The following is a 19,481-nucleotide window of genomic DNA, read 5'->3' as shown; positions in this document are numbered from 1 at the left end:
TTCAGGTTTGTCTATTAAAAATAGGAGATAAAATTAATAATTTAAAATTTCAACTGGTTGATTATTAAATAATTATATGCTGAGTCTATTGCTGTCAAATAGTTGTATTGATTCAATACGAATTATCTAGTAAATATTACTTATAGGAAATAAGTAATAAATCGTAATTTATAAGCAAAAAACAAAAATTATGTAAAGAATAAATAAAATACTTTTATAAGAGAGATTGGCGGTATGATCTTATTTCTGAAAATGAAAGTTTATACGATAAGGTCAATATGCCATAAACTAATCCGCCTAATGTGATCTCGGCTATTGTGTTAAATAAACCCTCGTGGCCGAAGGTTATTTTGTATATATAAATAGTAGCTATCATTATTAAACAAAATAATATTGGCTTAGCAATGTTCCGTAGAAAATCTGCCCAGAAGTTGCCAATCAGATAATGCACCAGTAAAAAATTAGCGATGAGATTAAGCAGTGTTGCCAGTAGAAAAGCCGTAGCAATGCCCATAACTCCCCAGGTTGTTCCTAACCAGTATACTAAAGGGATTTTGATAATCAGAGTTACTAAATTCAGATAGAACAAGAGGTTAGGCTTTCCTTTAGTAAAAGCTAGGGTGAATAATGGATGACTTAAGGACGAGAAAATAGAGACAAATACGAATACTTGAATGAGTTCAACTGTTTTATCCCATCCTGGGCCGTAAATAAGCGGTACAACACTGTCTGCTGTAATAAATAAGCCAGCCAGAAGGGGCATATTGCAATAACTGATAAAATCCAGAATTTTTAGATAAGAGCTTTTAAGTGCGGCATTACTTTCTTTCATTTTGGCCAGGATAGGGTAGGCTACCTGCAAAATAATTGGATTGAGTTTATAAGTAGGAAAAACGGATAATTGGTAGGCAATTGTATAATAACCCAGCATTTTTACACCTAACATACCGCCAATAAAAATATTGTCGGAGTTGGATTGAATAAAACCTAATAAGCCATCCCCAAGGTTATAAAGCCCAAATCGTAAATGCTCTTTTACATTGGTTAGGTCGAAGGCCAGGATAGGAATAAAGAACTTCAAACCGAATATAATTTGTAGAATGCTTTTTAGCGCCTGCATGGCCAATGAGCCAACAATTAACGATAATTCTTCATAACCTGAATAGGCCAGAGTGATTGTAACTACTGACCCGACAAGTGTACCGCTAATATCGATTATGGCCACTGATTTAAAACGTAATTCTTTTTCTAAAAGAAAGAAATACAACTGCCCAAAATAAGCTATTAAAAAATAACAGGAAGATAAACGTAGGATTCTATCTAGTTTGGGCTCGCTATAAAAAGAAATGATATAGGGTGTGCTGAACTGAATAACTATAAAAATTATAACGCCAACAACAAGGTTCAATAAGTAAAGCGTCGATAAAACCCGTTGATCACTTTCCTGCTTGTAAATTATTGAATTAGAAAATCCGAGGTTAGAAAATATCTGGAAAAAAGTAATGATTAAGGTGCTGACGCTAACAATTCCGAAGGCAGATGGTTCCAACAGACGCGCTAAAATGGCGACTTGCAAAAATTGGAAAAGTGTCGAAATGGTCGTGGAAATTGTAATCCATTTTCCACCATTCATTGCCTTGCTTGTATTACTCATGCGGTAGATTTACTACAGGGGTGTGGATATAAATAGCGTACTGCCTTATCTGGTCCGAATAATTTTCTTCACGGACCGAGCTTTTCCTTGTTTGATGCTCAGCAGATACATTCCGAGTGGGAGCGAACTTAAGGTGAGTCGTTCCGTAAGTATCCGGCCCGTCTTCGGTAAATGAAATTGCTTGTATTCGCGGCCAGCTGTATCATAGACCGTTACGTCTACCGGTGTGGTAGCGCCATTTTCAATACTCAATTCTACGTTGTCGGCCGTAGGATTAGGATAGACCGATATTATCCCCAGGTCGTTAGCTTCTGGATTTCCTGTTGTCATGACGAATACTGGGGTTTCCGTTACGTTCACGGTTAGTGTTCCGGTTGTACTAACCTGAACGGTCTGATTCATAACATCACGTCCGATAACAGGCGTACATATGCGGATAGTGTCGCCCTTAGGAATTGTCAGATTGTAATTCCCTGTTCGGCCTTTTTCATCAGGTATGACCAGCACGTAGGCCGATCGGCCATCCAGCTCGTACCGATCTACGAGGGGGTCATTATTCTGGGTTTCTTTAAAGCGGTAGTTGCCCAGTAATTGGTTTGCCTGATAGAGATAATCGGCGGCTGGTTTACGTGTTTTATCACCATTGACCAGTCCCATTGAGCTGAATTGGGTTGGGTTTTGGAGGTTGTCGTCGTAGAGTTGATAAAAGAAAAGCCGATCAATCCCTACGCGAGTATAGAGCAAAGCGGTACGTAAAATCCAGTCGGCCTGAGTTTCTAAAACGCTCTTGTTGCCAATAGCGATTGCTCTGAATGGGCTTCCGGGATTAACGTCATAACCGGCTTCCGTAATCCATACAGGAAGATCGTTGCCCGACTGATGAGAAACTGCCACGAAGGCAGCGGCCTGTTCGCCTACACCGGCCAACTCTGGCGCTGCGCCACGGTTGCCACCTCCTCCTTGTGATGATTTCGCATCGTTGGCATATAAATGCTGATTCATTACGTCCCAGCACAGATTGACGCGACCATCCGGTAGGTAGCCCCGAAACTCACGGCACCAGTCAATCATGGCGCGGACATAATCGGTCGTGGAGGCAGCTAAACCGCCAATGACTACAGTCATTGAAGGGTCCGCATTTTTAACACCAACGCCCGCACCGAGTGTGTTTTTGTGCCCGTCGTAAAAGGCCGATAGGTTGGCCGCATATTCACGGGCCGACTGATAAGCGTTACGTCCTTTCCAGGTCTTATCCCGCTCATTTTCGCATTCCATGTATCGAATCAGCCCCAGACCAATTTTGACCTGATTTGTACCTGCCCAGGTTGTTGTACTACTGACTTTTACGAGCGATGGATCAACGGATTTGTTACGTCCGTAGCGGGCGGCATATTGAAAACCCAGTTTGGCCTGATCGATATATGATTTGGGAGAGGAAAGATCACTACCGAACGGGGCGGGTATATTTTCATGATCGCGACCATTGGCCGGATACGTTTCTTCCAACCACTTAGGCAGAGTTTTGATGCAGGCCAATACGTCGATGTTTTCGGCCTGGCAGCGTTCGTAAATAGCATCGTAGTTCCAGCTACCAGCACTGGTAGGATTAAATGTATAGCTACCCTGCTGTGATTCCAGTTTTTCCCAGTCGATGTAATGACGTACTGACGAAAAAGCCTTCATCGCGTCGATACGGCTATCTTCTACCTGCCAGGGTGAGCTGGCTTCTTCAAAGTTCCATTCGAATACGTTTACGCCCAGTGCTTGCCTGAAAGGAGTTGAACGGGTAGGCGGTGGGGTTACTGCCAGAGCTGCCTGACCCGCCTGATACGTACCGTAAAGCTCTATTTCGGTAGGATAGGCGCCCGATGTATTGATAACCAGGTAGCGGGCACCCGTTATGGCCGATGGGAGATTGAACTGATCTGGCTGTTCCGGGTTTGGGCCAACCCAGGCCTGATATTTATCACCAACAAAGCGGGCAATGGGTATGCGTTCCCATTTATCGTTAATGACCAGGAGGGTCATAGGCGCGTCGGTATTGGTGCCTTCGCCATCATAGAAGCGGATACTCTCAATGCTCATCGTTTCGCCTGGGGCTAATGGGTAATAAGCATCATAGTTAGCAATAAGCTTATTCCAGCCGGTATTAACGCTGACGTTGGTTACCCCATCGAATGGGCCGTCGAGGCCATTGGTTACGTTATTTACCTGGTACCAACGTTTAGCATCGATCGGAATCTTGTTTGTTGAGTTGAGCGTCGACGTTGTCGATTGAGTCGGTCCTGGGCCCTGGTTTTGAGAAAAAAGAAGGACGGCAATACACAGAGTCGTTAGCATGAGCAAAATCTTTATCATTGGAGTGGATAGTCGTAAAAGAGGTATGTGACTATCGTATTGATCTATTTTGGTTACGTATATCCATACTGCCACTGAAGCCAACACCACCAGAACGTACCGTTATGAGGTGATTATCGTAATAGCATTACATACCCCCTTTTTATATATTCACGGGTCGTTGTTGCCGAGTCTGCCAGTTTGTAGGAAATAACCCAGCTGTATTCGCCTGCAGCACAGGGGGTTCCCGAAAAGGTTCCGTTCCATCTATTGCCCAGCGAGTTGCTATAAAAAACAGCATTTCCCCAGCGGTTATAAATCGTAATAGAGAAGGAAACGGCGTCTTTTATAAAAACGGCCAGTTCTTCATTCGTTCTATCGTCATTAGGTGTAAAAACATCAGGAACAAAAACTGGATCCGGTGCGCAGGCATCACACTGTTTCAGTTGTATATCGTCCAGCGCCAGATCATTGCCGCATCCGCCGGCTCCCCGATTGTTAATCAATTTGACAACGACTGGTTCCGTTGTTGTTGGCGCCGTAAATAAGGTTGAGTAGAGCTTCCAGGTAGGCGTTGTTGTTAAATCAATAGAGCCAAAATCGATTGTTTGTAGCACCTGTCCGCTATTTGTTTCAATCTGAATCGTCAGATTGGGTAGGGTAGGGTCGCTGCAAATACCCGGTTTAAGTAAGTTTAAACCCCATACAGAAAACTCGTATCGAGTTCCACCGCATAGACCCGGTAGCGGTTGCTGATAAAACGTTCCGGCTTCGTCAGACGCATTAATAATCAGCATATTTCCGCGGACGTCGTTAGCTGTATGATCTTCTGTTACGTAGTGCCAGGTATTTAGAAAACAGCTGCCATCGACCGTCGGGGATAGGGTATACTCCCCATTTTCCGGACAACTAGATGATACGTATCGATACGTTGTCTGGCTGGTTAGCGACGGAGCATTACTGGCTGTACCGAACGATTCATTGATGAGCAGATTATTGGACAATCCGGGGCATAATTGCGCAAGACAGGAATACCGACCCGTATAAATAAAACAGAAAATCAGGGTTATATTCACACGGATTGCTTTGTTGAGCCGCTGCCCGGCGACGCCAGAAAACCTAGTCGATGCAGTTACCATAACTATTATTAAGACTATTAAAAAAAGCTTCCGTCACCCATTTGTAGTCTGAATTATACATTGTTAAATGCTCTGCTAATCAAAGTGTTACTGCTTTGTTGAGTTTAGAAAGTTGTAATGAATAAGTCTTTGATTTTTGTTTCATATGATTACATTGAACATCCTGATTGGCAGCCCTGGACGAGTTGCCAGTACATGGATGAATTGGCTATTTTCCGATGCATGATTAGGGCTGGAAACCTGGCGGATACGCTGCTGTACAAGGTGCTGACCCCAGATGAACGCAGCAGAGCCGACCGTTATCGACGAAAAGAAGATCAACTGCGATTTATTGTCGGGCGGATGTGTTTACGGTTGTTGGCTGCAACCTATTTACAGCGATCACCGGCCGATATTTTACTAGTGGAAGGACGTAACGGAAAGCCTGGAATAAAAGATGCCGGGAATTTGCAGGTAAATGTATCCCATGCTGGCGATTGGGTATTGGTAGTTGTTGGAAAGTCTAGTGTTGGCATCGATATCGAAAAGGTTAATCCCGACCTTTTATTTGGCGACCTCCTGGATCAGAGCTTTGCCCCAGCGGAACAGGAATTTATACGGCAAAGTGAAGACGCTCGACGGGTATTCTATCAGCTTTGGACGCGTAAAGAAGCCATCGTAAAAGCGACTGCTAAAGGAATGGACGACGATTTTGCGTTGATACCCTCTCTTGACGGGACGCACGAAGTAGCTAGTTTATTAATTGGCGAAGTGGGAACGTGGCAGGTGGATAGCGTTGATGTTGCCAATGGTTATGTTGCCTCTGTTGCGCGGGAGCTTCCGTGCGGAATGCCTAAGTTTTACACGTTGGAAAGTGGCTTCTTTGAACAATTCAAGTCAAAGGAATGAAAGGTGTAACTTGTCGCCCCTAACTCTATGCTTTGGTTTCTGTTGCAATCGATCGGAGAGTGGTACCTTACAGGTTGGGCGTCATAAAAATAACGTAATGCTTATAAGCAATGGTCATTGCTAGAATTTCAGGGGGATTAGGCAATCAACTGTTTCAGTATGCGCTGGGCAAAAGTCTCGCCCTGCTAAACAATACGTCGCTCTATATTGATTTAAGCTACTATAAGTATGAGTATGAGACAGATACTCCCCGAAAATTTAAACTTCATCCTTTTGCCTTAGACTGTTCTATACTCGATACGTCGCCCTACGTATACGTATCAAAAGCGACAAAGTTGTTGCCTAATCGTAGTTTCAGGCCATTCGTTCAATTCGTAAAAGAGGAACAGTTTCATATTGATCCGGCTGTATTGAAAACCAGAGCCAATTTAATTATACTCGATGGTTGCTGGCAATCAGAGGGCTACTTTGCGAATTGTGCAGATGTTATTCGGAAAGACTTGACGTTTAAGCGCGAAACGGGCGATCTGTTTGCGAGTTACAGGTCAAAAATTGAACGTACTGACGTTCCGGTTTCGCTGCATATTCGTCGGGGCGATTACGTCAGCCATCCTGAGTTTAGCCAATCGTTTGGGTTTCTTGGACTTGACTATTATAATAAGGCTATTCCAGTAATGATCCAACGCTTTCCAAATGCTACGTTCTTCATTTTTAGCGATGATCCTGAGTGGGTGCGAGAGAATTTACCGCTAAATGTTCCGCATGAATTCGTTATCAATACAGGCCGTGATGCGGATCTGGATGATCTTCAACTGATGAGTTTATGCGATCACCATATTATTGCTAACAGTTCGTTCAGCTGGTGGGGAGCCTGGCTTAATCCTAAACGAAATAAACAGGTGATTGCACCTGAACGCTGGTTTAAAAACAAACCGAGCTGGGATACGAAAGATCTGATTCCGGCTGCCTGGATGCGGATTTGATTACATTAAACAGGCTGAGTAGGCGTTCTAGTAAAGGCCGACGGTATTTTCTTGATAATATCTTCAAACTCTACCGCACGTTTCTCCCAGGAATTATTGTGAGCCATTGCAATGCGATTCTCAATACGTTGCGCAGACGTATCGGCCAGAGCACTACGTATCGCCTGACTAAACTTGTCGGGGGTATCGGCTAGTTCTACAACGCCGTTAAAATCGTCGAGTAGCGAAAATGGTGTCGACACTACTGGTAAACCGGCTGCCAGGTATTCATTTATTTTGAGCGGATAGATCGTATACGTGTGCTCATTACAGACAAACGGAATCATGGCTGCACTCATTTGGGCCAGTAAAGGAGGTAAACCGGCTGGTTGATGGGGCGGAGTGAAAACGACGTTTGCATACGTTGAAAGTCGTTGCGTAATCGACGGTTCGTGAACCTCACCAATAAACTGAAAGGTTACGTCGGGCATAACTCGCACACAATACTCGATCAGGTCCAGATTAAGGCGATCGTCGGCTGTTCCCAGATAACCAACAATGGGTTTCGTGGCTTTATGGGGCTGTACGAGTGAGCGAGCCTGATTAAAAAGGGCGAAATTGACACCATTTTTAACGCAGTACGTATTCGGCTGTACACTTGCTTTAGCTATTCGTAGCGTTTCAGAAGTGGTCACTACAGCATCGACGCGTTCCAGATACAATCGCTCATAGCGTCCGCCGTGGCGGTTCATCCATTTGGCAATTGTGATTTCATCGAAGCAGTAATAAATGGTTGCGCATTCGTTGAGTTGCTTCAGCATGGGTAGACCAAAAACAGGATTCAGACCGTTGATGATCAACGGGCGAGTCATGTTTAGCTGGCGCATTACGTTGCGAAGACCTTTAACTAAGCGAGCTACGTTCCACTGTAGAAAAAAATCGTGCGGTTTGGGCGGCAGCCAATTAATAGGGATCATGGCCGGGGGAGTCCAGACATAAACGGCCTTGTCATGATCGATAGTCTTCAACTGAGTTGGAGTCGACAAGCGCAGCGATTCCCGAATTGGCACATCCCGACTACCGGTCATACCCGATAGCAAATCTTTGATTGTATATTGATAGTCAACGTATAGAACCCGGTGCCGTACGGACAATTCCGTAGCCAACTGAACAATCGCTTTCTGGAAATCCCCTTTCCAGGGCGTTTGGCCAATACAGATGATGCTATCAAAATTAGTCATGAACGGTGGGAGGGAAGCTGTCTAGTCTTCGGAGGTTTTTGGGTCGTGTGGCGGATGAGGTGTCAGATAGGAAATGGCACGTCCTATTTCTTTCCTGGCTCGTTTTCCCAGCGCCTGCCAAAGCGTACCATCTTTCATTAACGTTCTTGGGCCAGTCCAGACACGAGCAGAACGTGTTTTCATTGGAACCACCTTGCCATACTGCATCATTTCAAAGCAGATTCGACCGTCTTCGCCCCAGGTTCTCCGGTGCATCATATAGCCCGCCTTGAGCCCGGCTTCCCGAAGATAACCCATACTGATACCATAGGCATTCAGATAAGGACGTTTGTATTGACGGGCCTCAGCGATAAGGTCTTTTAGCGTTTCATGGATGGTTAACTGCCATCTTGGTAGCTCTGGATTAGCAATGAACGAATAACGACCATACACGCAAACAACCCCCGGCTGCTGCAGTTTTTTCATCATTTCGTTCATCCAGTTGGTAGGGTAAAAACAATCGGCATCGGCTAATAACATGTACTTACCAATGGCGTTCTCCTGTGCCATTTGCCGGGCCGGGCCACAACCCTGAATGGGTTGAAAAAATTTGCGAACGTGGAGTTTATCAATTGTTTCCTGTGTTCGATCGCTTGAATTATTGTTAACGGCCACGATCTCGAATGGAATATCGGTTTCGAGACAGGAAAGTGTACTAATGCTCCGAAGAATGTTAACTTCTTCATTATAGGCGATCACCATAATGGAAACCAACGGAGTTGTACTCAAACGCTTGTCGAGCCGTTCGTTAATCCTATCAAAAACAGACTGGGGCACTTCATCAATGCTGTTGTATGGGTATTGATGCTGTTCGAGCCACTTTGGATTTGAGAAAAGTATCATCGGTAATGGTATAGATTATGTTATGTATGGATTAGTATTCGATTGGTGAGTGTAGTTCGAGGTATTGACTAGGCTGAAAAAAGCTGATGTTGAGGCTTTGTATCCCAGCGTTCACTGGTTGTAAAAAGTATGGAGGTTATGTATAAAATGGTACAGGTTGGAAACTGGCTTAAGGTTGGATTGGAATAACACATCAGCGCGATACCAATAAAATCGGCCAGCAGAGCAATCATGAGTTTGAATAACCAGGGGTCTTTGATCTGCCAGACTTTATAAACGCCAACCCCTATAATGCCCAAGAGCATTATCAGATAAATGGATAGACCAACAATGCCGGTTTCAATCCAGATTTCTACGTACCAGCTATCGGGTGGTATCTGCGCGGCAAAATGATTCGGTGAAAAGCGAGCGCCTGTGTCGGCCGATGTACCTATTCCGGCCCCAAAAGGCAAATTGCTTAGATACGCTTTGAGCTTTTGTTGATTTTCCAGCCTAAGCATGAACGAAGCGTCTTCGCCAGGACGTAGTGCCGTACGTATTCGATAAATGTGATAGTTAGAGTCACCAATGTGCGTGAATAGCAAAATGGCTAACAGAGGAATGGCCACTGCGGCTCCCTGAAGCATTAGTTTGATATTTCGGCTAAGTACCAGATAAGACGGGAAACCGGCAATCAGTACGAAGAAAGCGCTACGTGTACCTGAAATGGCAAATGCCCAGAAGAACAACAAAGCTAAACTCAGGTACACGACCTTACGTAGTGTTTCTTTTTCTTCCAGGAATCGGAAGGCGCAGAAAAGCGTAACACTGGCCATTTCGGCGCCAAATTGCGATGCGTCAGAGTAGAATGAAAAGGTTCGGAGCTGCCCCCAGAGTAGGTGCGTTTTAGCATTACCTTCTGCCAGCCACCGTTCTTCGGCTTCTGCCAGACCAATATACTGCTGTTTAAACCCCCACAGAGCCGCCAGAAAAGACCATATTAACCAGGTTTTTATCAGAAGCTTTATTTCGTCTTTGGTAATAGGAAGAACGAGCATAATGGTGCCGACGTAGAACCAGTTTAACGAAAAAGCACGGGCATGATAAAACCAGGCTGGTTTGTAAGGAGCTTCTGGATTCAGCAGTTCGAGAATGGTATAGACCAGCCAAAAAACCAGCAGAAAATAGACTGGATGGCGTAGCCGTTTCCAGTTCATACGTTTGGCATTGAATAGAACGCTGAGCAGGGTGAGCATGATGACCCCATCCAGCGCTAAACCAAACGGAATTTCGCTCTGAACAAAACGAGTAAAACCCAGCGCGAAGCCCAGGTGGATATATAGTAATAAGCCAATTTTGGGCTCTAATAAAATACTAACGACAAAAAATAAAGCCACAGGGAGCCCCACAGTGATAAGACCGCCCATTACGCCAAAATTACCAATTAGCCAACCGGCCATCACTGCTATCAACAGCCCTAAACCGGTGAATAGCTCTCGGTTGTAGCGCAGTTGTTGAACAAGGATAAATGTGCGGTCAAACATATAATTAGGCAGTGGATTATGGCTGTTTTATAACGTAGTGTTAATTCAGCGATTTATAGCGATTTATACAGATCTAATGTGCGTTGAACTGATGAGGATAAAGGGAACTGCTTCAATCGATCGGCCCCTGATTTTATCAGACTTTTACGGCGTTCAGTATCCGTAATCATGGAATCAAGAGTAGTCTCCAGATCGTCGATATCCTTGGGGGAGAAATAGGCCGCACTGTCGGCGGCAACTTCCCGAAAACAACTGGTATCGCTTAATACAACCGGGCAGTTTGCTCGAAATGCTTCCAGAATAGGTAATCCAAATCCCTCGTACAAGGAAGGATAAACGAAGCATAATGCGTTTTGATACAGATACGTCAGTTCGTCGTCGGTCGAGTTAAAGTGCCGAACCCGATCATGGAGGCCTAGCCGATGAATAAACTCCTGATCGGCAATTCCTAAATAACCTCCACCGGTCAGAATTACATGTAAATCGGGATACCGATGCTGCAGCCGTTTAAAGGCCCTGAGAAATAAATAAAAGTTTTTATAACCCCCGCGATCGCCAACGTAGAGCAAATAATGGGATGGTAAATTTGAAATAGGCTGACTTTTTAAGGAGGCATTATTGTCAATGCCGTGGTGTATCACGTGAACCTTCGCTGGATCTACATGAAGTAAATTAACCAGGTCGTTACGTGTGGTATTAGAAATCGCAATTATTGCATCTGCCCGTTCAATATTCATACGTTTCTGGTAGGTCAGCGGATCATGCGCCCAGAAATACTCCGGTAGTTGCTCATGCGTCATGTCGTGAACCGTCACAACCAGGGGCTTCCGAAGCCCTTTGATAAAGTAGGGACTGTAATAGGTAGGATGGAAAACATCGAAATCCTGCCTGTTCAGAAGTTGACGGCAGTACTGCTCATTCAGCCAGTAACTAGCTGTTTCTTTTGTGCTGATTAGTTTGCCTAATGCGCTGTTATTGAGTAGTATACGCTCTTTTTGTAAGTAATGATTTTGACTATGTAAAACCCCAAGTTTATACGAAACATCGGAAGAGTTACGAATGCCATCTATAAGGCTGACGAAGTAACGGCTAATTCCTCCGTAGCGCTGAGTGCTAAACTTTTGGTGATCAATTAGTACGTCTGTCATTACGTAGAGGAACTGGATAGTAGTTCAGGTTAAATCGTGTTTTAGTATGATTATACATTCTCCTTTTGCCATAAGCTGAATAGCGTTTTCCAGATAATAAACATGTCTGTTTTAAAAGAAAACGTGTTCGCATACTCAATATCGAGCTGCGTACGTTCCCAGTCCGACATGGGACCCTGACCTTTGGCGCGCTTTTTAATCTGCCATAACCCGGTCAGGCCTGCTGGACCAGCAAAACGCTTGGCAAACTCATCAGACGTTAGCTTTTCTGCCTCATAAAGCGGTAATGGGCGATTGCCCACCAACGACATATCGCCAAGGAGAATATTAAATAGTTGAGGGAGCTCATCAATGCTGCTGTTTCGGAGAATGGTACCCAGACGGGTAATTCGTGGGTCGTTGCGAAATTTCATGAACTTGGCAGCGTCCTCATTTTCCCGTAAAAACAGCTTTTCACAAACCAGTTGATGCTGATCAATTAAGGGTTGCTGGCATGAAACACCCCGCTGACGACACGAATCACACAAAAAAGCAGATCTATAATCGTCTAAAAGACTATCTGAAAGGGGCGTTAAAGAGGGTTTGGAATATATATTTTGTGAGGCCAGATCATGTAATTGCTGATCGGCTTTGGTGCTCATGGTGCGGAACTTATACATATTGAATATGCGAAAGTTAGTTCCAGCCCGTTTCGATTTATAAAGAATTGGTCCTTTTGAGTCTAGCTTAATGAGCAAAGAAACCAGTAAAAGAATAGGTGAAAGCAGGATCAGGATTACCAGAGAAACGGCAATGTCAATGGCGCGTTTCCAAACCGGCAGTTTGAGAGGTTGATGATCTGAAGGGCGTTTAGTTACTGGGAGTGCCAGAATACGGGTTTTTAAATCCAGGTAATAGCGTATTTTAAACTGAAGGCTGTAGTTGTCTCCATTGATATCTAAAATATCCGTTGCGCCAGTACGGAGAGCCGCTTTAACAAGAGTAGGTCTGATCTGTTGCGCAGCGATTAATACAGGGGTTGATTGGTCTGCCAGCAGGTTTCTAAGGCGCGGTACAATCGCTTCACTCGTGTTATTGCCTACGATCAGCAGATCTATTGAAGGATAGGTAGAAAGCCATTTTTCTGCATCCTCTATGTCTCGAAATCGTTCGACAGAGCACATATCACCAGCTAGATGGATAATTTGGCTGGCAACCTCATCATCCATCTCTATCAATACAAGGCATGATACGGGAGATATATCCACAAGGTTCGATTTAATGAGGCTTCCAATCATTGCGTTTTGCACTTTGGCATATTTTTTGACGGTGTAGGCGATTAGCCGTTTATGGCCTAGGCCCGAGCTTAGGTGCTCATTGCATCATAAAGTGCCCTATTATTCTTTATTCGCCTTTTAGAGTATAGCTTTTGCCCTATTTTTATACGTCAATTGCTTAATGAAGAGTCTTTCTAAAATGTAGCGTAAATGTTTGCTAGTCGGCGAAATAAATGGTGTGGTTGTGAGTTGGAAGTACTGTGTGTTATTAGCTTGACTATCAGGTGTCTGTTTGTATAGGTGAAGCCAGACGGAACAATATGCGTTATTCGTTTTTTTACGTTTATAGCCTAATATGACAAAGTTGGCATATCGTTTGCTGGCTTTTAGACATGTTCATGCACTTTGGGCTACCAGAGTGCTTCTGAATAAAGCTGAAAATATTTTTGATTTGGTTGGCCAGAACGACTTGTCTTCGGCTTGCAGGCTAGCAGAAGCGTTCGTTTGCTGTACAGGTTCTTGAGAGGTGGCCGTGCGCCGTAATATGGCGTGAATTTTGGCTTTTACCTCAAGAGGGTTAAACGGTTTCGTGATATAACTATCAACACCTTGCTCAAGACATTCAATACGTGTGTTGCTGTCAGGGACGTTAGATAGTATAATAACAGGAGTTTGAAAAATAAGCTTGCTCATTCGAATCAGCTTAGTTAATTCAAGTCCACTGAAAACTGGTAAATCTAATTCAGTGACCACGCAGTCAAACCGGTTCCCTTGTATCAATAAGCGAGCTGCCTCATGACCTGTGTGTGCTACAGTTACGGTAAAGTCTGCTTTTAAAGTCTGAATAAGAATATCAGCTACGTAGGGATTTTCATCCACTATCAGCAAATGATATTTTGGATTCATTTTTATGGTCTTTAAGTTCCGTGATGGGTTAGATCTAAGTTTTAGACTAATTACCTGATCTCTGGTTACCTATATATGAAAAAAAACTATAGGCTTTAAAGTCTATAGCTTATACGTATTGTTATAGGTTGAATTACTGTATTTGTTCTGTTTTGTGTTATTGTATTTTAGTTAAGTATTTGATTTTTAGTTATTTAATGGAGGGTTTGTATAGAGGTCTATAAGCTATTGTACTTTACTATTGTATAATTTTTTTAAGAAATAATCATAAAATTAAAAATATCTTATAAAGGAAAATTATTCCAAGTTCTCGCTTTTGTGCTATTCCTTATAACGCCCTTTTGTTTTGATAAAAGCCATATTACAGCGTTAAAATTGTCATATTTCGTTTTTTCGGAACATAGCGTTAGCCTTATAAAAATTGGCTGGCTTTAGTTGGGTACATAAAAAATGGGCTTGAAACGATTTTCAAGCCCATTTTTTATGCATCTAGAAGCCCTCTTTTTCGGCCTCTTTATCTTTCTTCTTTTCTTCCTTTTTCTTCTCAACAACTTTTTGCCCTGGTTGTACCTTAGGCTTAGGCGCTGGTTTGGTTTTCGTTTTGTATTGATCCAGATAGCGGTCAACAAAAATAGTTTTCTCATCAGCAGTGGCCGCCACGACCTCTACAGCCGCCTTTGAGCTGTTCTTCGAACCTGCCAGTAGCCGATCATTAATGTCCTGATCGGACGTAATAATAGCGAGCTGCCCTATCGCACCGGGTGAATTACCAGGTTTGTAATCGTAAAACGCCCATACATCGGATGAGGCCTCCAGATAGATAGTAACTTCATCACCGTTTGTTGTTTTACGAATCTCGACGAAGCCATCCATTTGCGCATTAACATCCGTTGCGGCAATATTGGAGACGCCCAACTGCCCCGTACTGTAGAAGGAGCTGAATTTTTCAGACCAGCGCAGGTTCGCATTGGCCAAAACAAGCATTGCGTTTAATTTCGGCGATGCCTGATTTAACGGTACGTGCTGGTTTTGTGCTTTTATTCGATACGCATCAACTGCTTGTTGACCAATCAGAGGCAGTAATTTGTCCGATAGCCGATTTAGATCATCGTCTGCGGCTTCGTCATTTTTCTCTTCCAGATTCGTCTTAACAATTTTGTCGGCAATGATACTGTTAATCTGATCGGGGACGGGGAAAGTAAAGGCCAGCAGGGTATTAAGTCGATACTGGCTGCTGTCAATATTGATTCGGGCTGCCCCTGATGCCAGCAGATACTCATTGGGGGCTGAATTTAACAGGTTCAACTTGCCTTTGAAGGTCATCAGACCCCGCGTATCGTTAAATGTAAATGCATTTTCAACCTCATCCGTGCTGGCTATGGCCGTACTATCTGATCGACCTGAGCTATCTGCGGTTGCAACGATGGCTGGATCGGCGGGTAACTCTCCGCTTTTCGAGGCAATTCGGTACACTTTATCCTTTTCATCGTAGCTCATAATGCCGGTAGCCGAAAAAAGATCTTCGTCTTTGGGATCTTCTTTAGGAGAAAGGAAAGTCGGATATAAACCGGCATTGCCAAGTCGGAAATGAATACCGGCAACTAATGGTTGCCCCCCCTCATTTTTCAGATTCTTGTCTACTTTTATTTCAAGTCGTTCCGCAATTTTTTCCTTGAACGGTATCCAGCCACTTATCAGGTCAGGCCGCTTTTTGAGCGCTGGTTTAATGGCACCATCCAGCGCTAAGTCACGATCGGGCGCCTGCATCGATATAGAACCCTTAAAGAGCATTTTAGGAGCCAGCTGAAGATTGTCATCTTCGTCGACCTCAGCGCGCGCAACCGTGAAATACGTAGTGACGGGCTTGTTCGACGAGCCGCGACGACTCCTGGACGATTTTTTAGCATCGGCCGTCAGGTTAGCGGCTGCAACTGCAGGGGCTTCTTTCAGCTCAAAACTGCCCATTTTAATGCTGGCTGTATCGCCTTTGGCCGTAGCAAACTGATACGTAGCGTCGCCCGCAAACTTGGTTCTGGAGAGAACCTGTATATTTCCGTTTTTGAGTCGGTGGAATAAATTGATCGTATCTAGTTCCAGTTTGGCATTTTTCAGCGGAAGCATTTCGCCATTCCGCCGAACCGCAACCAGACCTTTATCGGGATAGATACGCGCATCGGCCGACGTAACGTAAGGTACTCCGCTAATGTTAAGCATCATTTTCTCTACGTCATACACAGCCGCCGATCCGTTAAACGTCAGCCCTTCCTGCTCTTCGGCCGTGGCTGTAAACGTAGAGCTTTTAACATCACCTTTCATGGCGATTGTTTTTGCATTGATGTTCCACTGCGCCCGGTTGATATTTGTCTTATAGGCTGCAAATGGAAACTCCATATTGGCTCCCCCCAACGTATCGTCGATGGTCGTATTCTGATTGATAGCTAGCCCAACAATACCTTTTGTCTGGTTAAAATCAACTGTAAGGCCTTTTCCGAGCAACATCGGGCGGTTAGCGTCTTTGTCGGATATGACCTTAAACTGAGCATTGTCGGCAACGAAGCCTTCTTTATTAAACTTGATACTTTTCGAGATGGCTTCTGAATCGCGCCGACGTAGCGTACCGTTCCCAAACAGGCCTGCTGAACGTAGCACCAGGCTACCTTCCAGGTTGGCCGTCGCATTATAAAAATTGAAATTGTTTTTCGACGTAGTGATGACCATACTGTCGGCTTTGGGCCACCATTTCAGGCTGTAGTTATTCAGTTGAACCTGTGGGAAATAGCCTTTGCCAACGAGCCCTTCTTTAATTTCGCCTTTATCGCCCGAGGCCAGTAACGAATCGGTCATGAATAGGATGCCTTTCGTATCGAGGCTGGCTGTTAAATGATTTAGAACGCCCTCTGCCCGTAAACCCGTTTTATCCATTGTCAGCTCGCCCGTAAATTTTACGTTCGATGGCGAGCTGCCTTTTTTATTACTGTAAATAGGATAACCGGTGGCGGGCGCTTTATGAACAAAACCTAACGTATTGTCGGGCATGGTTTTTAGCTCCGCTTTAAACGGCGGGAAAATACCGTCGGAGTGGAACGTACCAATAAACGAAATATCGCCTTTGCCTAAGCTGTCGTTGTCAATAGCCGGTATCTTGAAGTAAACTTTCTGATTATAGGTAATATTCCCGCGAATAGGCTGGTTAAAATAAACCGTCATTCCTTCCGGCATAACTAGTCGCTGAGTGGTTTTCTTACCCGCAATTCGGCCGGATTTGTTGTCGGCACTGCCAAAATAAACTGTTCCCGGATTCTCGTATTTTATATCGCCCCCAACTTCACCTTCCTTCCCCTGCGAGGCCAGTTTAGAGGATGAAAAGGTAATCGAGTCGATCTTGTTCAGGTTCATCGAAAACTTATCGTAATCGAACTTAAGATCGCGCCCAGCGTAACGTAGCGTTCCGGCTTTAAACTGACCATTCAACGTAAAGGCTCTTCCCTTACCGATACGTAGCGTTTTGTCGGAAGGAACGCCGAAAATCTTCAGCGAATCGGAAAGGGTAAACCGATCTACGCCCCGAATGGTCAGCATTTTATCGTCCAGATTAATGCTTGCATTCTTAATGCTGTCGTTGGAAGCAAAAAGTGATTGAACCTGGAAGTTATCGTAGTCGCGTTTGCCCGTATATGCCAGCACATACAAATAGCCTTTCCGGCTTAAACGCATAACGGCTGTGTTTACATCCCGGTCGAGGTAGCCTTCTACCACCATTCGGTTGAGCGCACCACGTAGTGCTGCCGGATTAACTTTACTGGCGAACTGGGTTATATCGTCGTCCAGAAACGTTTGCTGCTTTTTAGTCGCAATGTAGTTAGCAACGATCTGGAGCGGATGAAAACCGTAATCGAGCGTTAAATCTGAATAGCGTTGTGGCTGAAAATAATCGAACGATTCAAACCGGACGGGAACCTCGCGCTTAGCGCCTACCTGATAGAAATCGATCTTGCGACGGGGAAGGTCCCAGCGTACTATTTCGGGCTGGATGTAAAACTTATGATACGAGTCGGCATACGGAACGCGGGCGTATTCGGTGCGGAGTTCGCGATCAAGCCAGGCGATACGTTGTTTTTTGTCGTACCTGAACTTTACGTAAGGGTGCGAGATGGAATCCGTATCGATATAACCAACAAAAGCCGCTGAACCTGCCGAAATCAACTGCTTCGATGAGGTTGCCGCCACACTATCGAAACCGAAACCGGTTGTGTCGCTGACGCTGAAATCGAATCGGCGGCTACTGACTTTGAACGCTGTTTTGCCGTTATATTTTACGGTCAGTAGCGATGGCCGGCCACTGGCCGATGCACCAACCATTTGCGTTCCTGATAAGGCAATGCCACCCAAATATTCTATATCAGGGCCTAAGTCGATTAACTTCACATCGTTTTGCCAGGACATGAAACGCGGATACGTAACGGGGCCACCTTTTTTCTTGCTGACATACTCAAAAACACCTTTTATGGTTTTCGTTTTGTCGTACGTGAGCGTTACGTCGTCAGCCATCAGTTTCGGGCTCATTGTGGCTAACGAATAGTCCGTCAACGTAACGAAAATGTCGGGTCTACCAGCGGTTTCCCAGGTAAATTTGCCCCCTTGCCCAACCCAGGTCCCGTCTTTTAGCATCAAATCACCGTTCGTATTGCTCAGCAGGGCCGAATCGCCATTGGCGACCATAGCTAACGATACATCTTTCAACGTAAGTACAGCCCCTGAAACAGACGGTATGGGCCGACGTTGGGGAATAAATTTAGGCCCAAGCGGGCGGGTCGGTGCCGAATCCGATGAAGCAGGGGTGTCCCAGCCGTCAAAGCGAGAACGGTCTGCCGACGCTTTGGCTGATGCCGCCGAGTCCTGCGCAGTCTGGTTACTGCCAGACGTAGCAACCGGACCACTGTCTACGTAACGAAATTGAAAAGAACCGCCCTGAGCGTACAGTTTATTATAGTTGCTGGTATACAGTTCTCGTCGTTCGAGAAACCGCCGGGCTGTTTCCAGACTACGAGCAAAGGCTTTAGGGTCGTTGGCGTCGAACAGTTTCTCGGCTACCGTCAAAATACCATCTACGTCGGCCGATGCTGTTGCCTGCTTCTGCGTATTAACAGCATGATATATGGATTCGTAGAACGGAACGAAATACGTAGCCGGTTGCCAGCGCTTCTGGTTCATCTTCCGGCTCAGTGTCATAATACGTTCCTGCTGCTGAGGACTTAGCCTATTTTCTGACCATAACGACTGCAGGTTGGTTCCTGCCCGAACCGCCACTCCGCCACCCGTGGCCATGAGCTTTTGCACATCAGCTACAAACTGATCTGGTTTATCGGATATTCTGACGGCCTGGCCAAATGTGTTCGATAGGGTAAGAACAGACAGAAGTATAGCTAAAGCCTGAGCAGTCTTTAATTGCCCCAAAAACCACGTAGCGTAAAAATGGGTGCCATCCGACAAACCATATCGATAGCTGGAGTAGATGCGGTTCATGTAGTTGTTGCGAAAAGTATAA

At 44.8% G+C, this 19,481-nt stretch carries 12 protein-coding genes; 2 read left to right on the top strand and 10 right to left on the bottom strand.

Annotation, left to right across the window (positions count from 1 at the left end; genetic code table 11):
* Positions 1-214: 214 nt before the first annotated feature.
* The 3 genes from GK108_RS26440 to GK108_RS26430 form a co-directional block, all read right to left on the bottom strand.
* A complete protein-coding gene (locus tag GK108_RS26440) occupies positions 215-1,654 on the bottom strand; it encodes an MOP flippase family protein (protein WP_163954593.1) in 1,440 nt (479 codons plus the stop codon).
* Positions 1,655-1,699: 45 nt separating this feature from the next.
* On the bottom strand, positions 1,700-4,012 hold the full coding sequence (locus tag GK108_RS26435) for a T9SS type A sorting domain-containing protein (RefSeq protein WP_163954592.1): 2,313 nt from the start codon (positions 4,010-4,012) through the stop codon (positions 1,700-1,702).
* Between the two features lie 113 nt (positions 4,013-4,125).
* Complete coding sequence (locus GK108_RS26430) at positions 4,126-5,130, bottom strand: gliding motility-associated C-terminal domain-containing protein (RefSeq protein ID WP_163954591.1); 1,005 nt, start codon at positions 5,128-5,130, stop codon at positions 4,126-4,128.
* A gap of 117 nt (positions 5,131-5,247) precedes the next feature.
* Between GK108_RS26430 and GK108_RS26425 the strand changes: the two genes are divergently transcribed.
* Both GK108_RS26425 and GK108_RS26420 read left to right on the top strand, forming a co-directional pair.
* Complete coding sequence (locus GK108_RS26425) at positions 5,248-6,018, top strand: 4'-phosphopantetheinyl transferase family protein (RefSeq protein ID WP_163954590.1); 771 nt, start codon at positions 5,248-5,250, stop codon at positions 6,016-6,018.
* 110 nt (positions 6,019-6,128) lie between these two features.
* Positions 6,129-7,001, top strand: a complete 873-nt coding sequence (locus GK108_RS26420; protein WP_163954589.1) for an alpha-1,2-fucosyltransferase — start codon at positions 6,129-6,131, stop codon at positions 6,999-7,001.
* Positions 7,002-7,006: 5 nt separating this feature from the next.
* Here the strand turns inward: GK108_RS26420 and GK108_RS26415 are convergent, their stop codons facing one another.
* The 7 genes from GK108_RS26415 to GK108_RS26385 form a co-directional block, all read right to left on the bottom strand.
* Complete coding sequence (locus tag GK108_RS26415) at positions 7,007-8,221, bottom strand: glycosyltransferase (protein ID WP_163954588.1); 1,215 nt, start codon at positions 8,219-8,221, stop codon at positions 7,007-7,009.
* 21 nt (positions 8,222-8,242) lie between these two features.
* A complete protein-coding gene (locus GK108_RS26410; protein WP_163954587.1) occupies positions 8,243-9,103 on the bottom strand; it encodes a glycosyltransferase family 2 protein in 861 nt (286 codons plus the stop codon).
* A 68-nt stretch (positions 9,104-9,171) separates the two neighbouring features.
* Positions 9,172-10,626: an O-antigen ligase family protein gene (locus GK108_RS26405; RefSeq protein ID WP_163954586.1), complete on the bottom strand. Its 1,455-nt coding sequence runs from the start codon at positions 10,624-10,626 to the stop codon at positions 9,172-9,174.
* Between the two features lie 53 nt (positions 10,627-10,679).
* A complete protein-coding gene (locus tag GK108_RS26400; RefSeq protein ID WP_163954585.1) occupies positions 10,680-11,774 on the bottom strand; it encodes a glycosyltransferase family 4 protein in 1,095 nt (364 codons plus the stop codon).
* Between the two features lie 50 nt (positions 11,775-11,824).
* Positions 11,825-13,063 carry a sugar transferase gene (locus GK108_RS26395; RefSeq protein ID WP_317166581.1) on the bottom strand — a complete coding sequence of 413 codons (1,239 nt, stop codon included), beginning with the start codon at positions 13,061-13,063 and terminating at the stop codon, positions 11,825-11,827.
* A gap of 363 nt (positions 13,064-13,426) precedes the next feature.
* Complete coding sequence (locus tag GK108_RS26390; RefSeq protein ID WP_163954584.1) at positions 13,427-13,936, bottom strand: response regulator transcription factor; 510 nt, start codon at positions 13,934-13,936, stop codon at positions 13,427-13,429.
* Between the two features lie 489 nt (positions 13,937-14,425).
* A complete protein-coding gene (locus GK108_RS26385; RefSeq protein ID WP_246225187.1) occupies positions 14,426-19,459 on the bottom strand; it encodes a hypothetical protein in 5,034 nt (1,677 codons plus the stop codon).
* Positions 19,460-19,481: the final 22 nt, after the last annotated feature.

Source organism: Spirosoma terrae (genome assembly GCF_010435915.1).
Lineage (GTDB): Bacteria > Bacteroidota > Bacteroidia > Cytophagales > Spirosomataceae > Spirosoma > Spirosoma terrae.
This window is presented reverse-complemented; position numbering and strand designations above follow the sequence as displayed.

Bases quoted from the DNA above. Each gene is read 5' to 3' on its own strand.
- GK108_RS26405 (WP_163954586.1), bottom strand. From the start codon at position 10,626: ATGTTTGACCGCACATTTATCCTTGTTCAACAACTGCGCTACAACCGA.
- GK108_RS26400 (WP_163954585.1), bottom strand. From the start codon at position 11,774: ATGACAGACGTACTAATTGATCACCAAAAGTTTAGCACTCAGCGCTAC.
- GK108_RS26420 (WP_163954589.1), top strand. From the start codon at position 6,129: ATGGTCATTGCTAGAATTTCAGGGGGATTAGGCAATCAACTGTTTCAG.
- GK108_RS26410 (WP_163954587.1), bottom strand. From the start codon at position 9,103: ATGATACTTTTCTCAAATCCAAAGTGGCTCGAACAGCATCAATACCCA.
- GK108_RS26385 (WP_246225187.1), bottom strand. From the start codon at position 19,459: ATGAACCGCATCTACTCCAGCTATCGATATGGTTTGTCGGATGGCACC.
- GK108_RS26430 (WP_163954591.1), bottom strand. From the start codon at position 5,130: ATGGTAACTGCATCGACTAGGTTTTCTGGCGTCGCCGGGCAGCGGCTC.
- GK108_RS26390 (WP_163954584.1), bottom strand. From the start codon at position 13,936: ATGAATCCAAAATATCATTTGCTGATAGTGGATGAAAATCCCTACGTA.
- GK108_RS26435 (WP_163954592.1), bottom strand. From the start codon at position 4,012: ATGATAAAGATTTTGCTCATGCTAACGACTCTGTGTATTGCCGTCCTT.
- GK108_RS26415 (WP_163954588.1), bottom strand. From the start codon at position 8,221: ATGACTAATTTTGATAGCATCATCTGTATTGGCCAAACGCCCTGGAAA.
- GK108_RS26440 (WP_163954593.1), bottom strand. From the start codon at position 1,654: ATGAGTAATACAAGCAAGGCAATGAATGGTGGAAAATGGATTACAATT.
- GK108_RS26425 (WP_163954590.1), top strand. From the start codon at position 5,248: ATGAATAAGTCTTTGATTTTTGTTTCATATGATTACATTGAACATCCT.